Raw genomic sequence first — 780 nt, forward strand, 5'->3', positions numbered from 1 at the left:
CGAGAGATCCGGTCTGCCACTTCCTGGGTGCTCCACTCGATCATGGAGTCCCCGCCCCACGTGGTCGGACGATCATCCTTGAACGTGACCTGCTGGAATCCCTCGGAAATGGGCACCGCGCGCTCGTGGTCACGCAGTGCCTCGGCAAGGTCCGCCTCGCCATCGGGTCCTACAGGACGAACGCCCGGCGAGCGCTGTCCGTTGGCCAGAATTTTCACATTGCGGTCGAGCTCCTTAACGTTGGCGGACCAAGTTTGCACGACAAAAAGGTTGGGCAATCCGCCAGGGAAAAAGCAATCCTCATAAGAATCGTAGTCCGCAAACCGCGGTATAATGCCCTTCAGCGCTGGATGATTTCGCTCCGCCATCCAGTCCGCCGTGTTGGCGGTGTAGGACAGCCCGTAGCCGATCACCTGTCCCGTGGACCAGGGCTGGGCGACGATCCAGTCCAGTATTTCGCTGAAATCGAGCGTTTCGGGGCGGGCACGGTGATACGGCCACTGGCCGGAAGAAGCACCGGTGCCGCGAGAATCTCCAACGACAACGGCAAAACCACTTGGTACGAGCAGGTCAGCCCACTGGTTGGACGACTCTCCTTTTGTGCCGCGCCAGTAGCGTGTCATCACCAGAATTGTGTCGCGCTTGGTGTTGGCGTCGTCACCCATTGGACGAACGATATCCAACGCAATCCTTACGCCATCGCGCATAGTCACGTAAGTGGAATCCAGCGGGCACAGCGGGCCAACCTTATCCGATTTGGCAATAGTACCATCGCAGTCA

Annotated in this window: 1 protein-coding gene; it reads right to left on the reverse strand. The window is 59.1% G+C overall.

Annotated elements, in window-relative coordinates:
* Positions 1-665: CocE/NonD family hydrolase (locus EN749_RS36640; protein ID WP_245491596.1), on the reverse strand; the 665-nt coding region annotated here is incomplete at its 3' end.
* Positions 666-780 lie beyond the last annotated feature (115 nt).

The sequence above is a fragment of the Mesorhizobium sp. M7A.F.Ca.ET.027.02.1.1 genome, from assembly GCF_004022985.1.
GTDB lineage: Bacteria > Pseudomonadota > Alphaproteobacteria > Rhizobiales > Rhizobiaceae > Mesorhizobium.